This is a genomic window from Polaribacter sp. (genome assembly GCF_965656025.1).
Classification (GTDB): Bacteria; Bacteroidota; Bacteroidia; order Flavobacteriales; family Flavobacteriaceae; genus Polaribacter.
On record NZ_CBFHJT010000026.1, the window covers coordinates 1 to 2,797 of the forward strand.

General features: G+C 29.1%; 4 protein-coding genes. 2 read left to right on the forward strand and 2 right to left on the reverse strand.

All coding sequences use genetic code 11. The features are described 5' to 3' along the window. The first annotated feature begins 100 nt into the window (after nucleotides 1–100). Together ACTG3S_RS06710 and ACTG3S_RS06715 are read left to right on the forward strand one after the other, a co-directional pair. The gene (locus ACTG3S_RS06710; RefSeq protein WP_439128592.1) at nucleotides 101–337 is read left to right on the forward strand and encodes a hypothetical protein; all 237 of its coding nucleotides are present in this window, start codon (nucleotides 101–103) and stop codon (nucleotides 335–337) included. A 42-nt stretch (nucleotides 338–379) separates the two neighbouring features. Beyond that, the gene (locus ACTG3S_RS06715) at nucleotides 380–961 is read left to right on the forward strand and encodes a Crp/Fnr family transcriptional regulator (protein ID WP_439128593.1); all 582 of its coding nucleotides are present in this window, start codon (nucleotides 380–382) and stop codon (nucleotides 959–961) included. 128 nt (nucleotides 962–1,089) lie between these two features. Here the strand turns inward: ACTG3S_RS06715 and ACTG3S_RS06720 are convergent, their stop codons facing one another. After that, nucleotides 1,090–1,863, reverse strand: coding sequence for an alpha/beta fold hydrolase (locus ACTG3S_RS06720; protein WP_439128594.1), 774 nt, complete (start codon nucleotides 1,861–1,863; stop codon nucleotides 1,090–1,092). 131 nt (nucleotides 1,864–1,994) lie between these two features. Further along, nucleotides 1,995–2,708, reverse strand: coding sequence for a pyridoxine 5'-phosphate synthase (locus tag ACTG3S_RS06725; protein WP_439128595.1), 714 nt, complete (start codon nucleotides 2,706–2,708; stop codon nucleotides 1,995–1,997). Nucleotides 2,709–2,797 lie beyond the last annotated feature (89 nt).

The window sequence follows — 2,797 nt, forward strand, 5'->3', positions numbered from 1 at the left end:
AAAGTATTGGCACTAGAAACAAAGCCATAGAAAATGTAGTAAAAATCAACTTTAAAAAAGGTGATTTGTGTATTTTCATCAACCATTAAAAAAATCAAAAATGAATAGAAAAATAAAACTTTTATGGGATTTTAGAGGAGAAGATGCAAAAAAAACTGCCAATCATCACACCAAACATTTAAAAGAATTTACAGTTGCAGAAAACCTGCCTTTTTATAGCATAGATGTATTAGAGATAAACCCTATGTTATCTGTTGCATTTATTATTGTAGACGAAAAAAACATGAAAACTTTTAGAGATGCCTTAAAACCACATCGTGGAGAAATAGCTGTTTAACTGTTTTTTTGTAATTTTATACATATAAAAATTAAGGCTTTTTTGGTTCATAAAACTATAATATCAGATATTTTTCCTGAAATTTCTTTTTCAAATAAAGAAATACAAGAGATTATTCTTAAGTTTAAAAAATTAGAATTCAAAAAAGGAACCATAATTGTTACTCCTAATAAAACAATGGATTATCAACTTTATGTATTAGACGGCTGCTTAAGATCTTATTATGAGGATGACAATGCTAAAGAACATACTGTACAATTTGCAATTAAAGATTGGTGGATAAGCGATTACACTTCTTTTTTTGGTAATACAAAATCTATTATGAGTATAGAAGTACTAAAGGATGCTACTGTTTACAAACTCTCTAGAACAGACATGAATTATTTATGCGACTTACATCCTAAAATATCTAATTTTTTTAGACAGAAGTTAGAATTAGCTTTTGCAAGCTTTCAAAAAAGAATACTACAAAATTCTGTAAATTCTGCAGAAAATAGGTATTTATCGTTTATAAAAAAATACCCACTCATAGAAAAAAGTGTAAAAAATTATCATATAGCCTCTTATTTAGGGATAACAAGCGAGAGTCTTAGTAGAATAAGAAGTAATTTAAAATTTAAATAACTTCTTAACATACATCAATTTTATAATTAGTTGTTAATTGTATATTTGATAGAGAATATTAAGATATAACACTCCCTAAAATTTCCCCCAAATAGACGTTTAGATTTTTTTCTAAACGTCTATTTTTTTTATCCTAAAAAGCTACAAACCTCTGAATAAAATTGCTTAGGATTTTCTGCATGCAACCAATGCCCTGCATTTTTAATAGTGATAATTTTAGAATTCGGAAAATGAGCGTCTATTAATGGTTTTTCATTCTCTGTGATGTAATCAGACCTATCTCCTTTTAAAAATAATGTATCCTTTTTAAAAACCGTAAAAGAAGGCAAAGCTGCACCAACTTCTGAATTATTTTCTGTTAAAGAGTGTAAATTGAACCTATAAGCTAACTGCCCTTTTTCTTTCCAATACACATTTTTTAATAAAAATTGACGTACACCCAATTCTGGTATTAAGTCTTTTATTTTTTTATCTACCTTACCTCTAGTATTATCAACAGAGAAATCTACGGAATTTAGCGCTGCTAAAATGGCATTGTGGTGTGGTTGATATTCTCTTGGTGAAATATCTACCACAATTAATTTAGACACCAATTCTGGGTATGTAACAGCAAATAACATCGCTGTTTTACCTCCCATAGAATGCCCAATTAAATAAATATCTTCTAGTTGATGGTGTTGTATATAATCATGTAAATCTTCTACTAAAACCTCGTAATTAAAAACATCTTCATGAAAACTTCTGCCATGGTTTCTTTGGTCTATTAGATGTACTTGATAGTCTTCAGAAAACTGATTTCCTAAGGTTTTCCAGTTGTCAGACATTCCAAAATAGCCATGTAAAATTAACAAAGATTTTCCTTCACCTTTTATAGTCGAATGTAAAATTGGATTTTTAGACATTTAGATTATTGGTTTGTAAGATTGATAAATTATTAGATTAAAATTGATTCCTATTTTTTTGATAAAATAGAAACTTAAAAAACATAGGTTCGTGTGGTTTGCAACTGTAAACTACAACTACTGACTGTAAATTATTTCAATCGATGCAAATACATGTTGATTACATTTTCTAAACCTAAATACAAACTCTCTGCAATTAAAGCATGCCCAATAGACACTTCTGCTAAGTTTGGAATATTATTTTTAAAGAACTCTATGTTATCTAGACTTAAATCGTGACCCGCATTAATACCCAAACCTATCTCGTGAGCAAAAACTGCAGCCTCAGTATAAGGCTTTACTCCATTTTTATTACCTAAACCATATTGTGTTGCAAACTCTTCTGTATACAATTCAATTCTATCAGCTCCTACTTTTTTGGCACCTTCTATCAATTTTAAATCGGTATCTATAAAAACAGAAGTTCTAATATTGTGTTGTTTAAACTCCTGAATTACTTCACTTAAAAAAGAAGCATTTTTTAAAGTATCCCAACCAGCATTAGAAGTAATTGCGTCTACAGCATCTGGTACTAAAGTAACTTGTGTGGGTTTGGTTTCTAAAACTAAATCCATAAAAGAGGCTACAGGATTACCTTCTATATTGTACTCTGTAGTAACCACATTTACCAAATCTCTTGCATCTTGGTATTTAATATGTCTTTCATCTGGTCTTGGATGTATGGTAATGCCTTCTGCACCAAAACTCTCTATATCTGCTGCAACTTTTAGTAAATTTGGCACATTTCCTCCTCTAGAATTGCGTAAAGTTGCTATTTTATTGATATTTACACTTAACTTTGTCATTGTATATAATTAGTGTACAAAGATAAACCATTAAATCATTTTATCCTATATTCGTAAAGAATGAACATAACAGATTACATATTAAACGA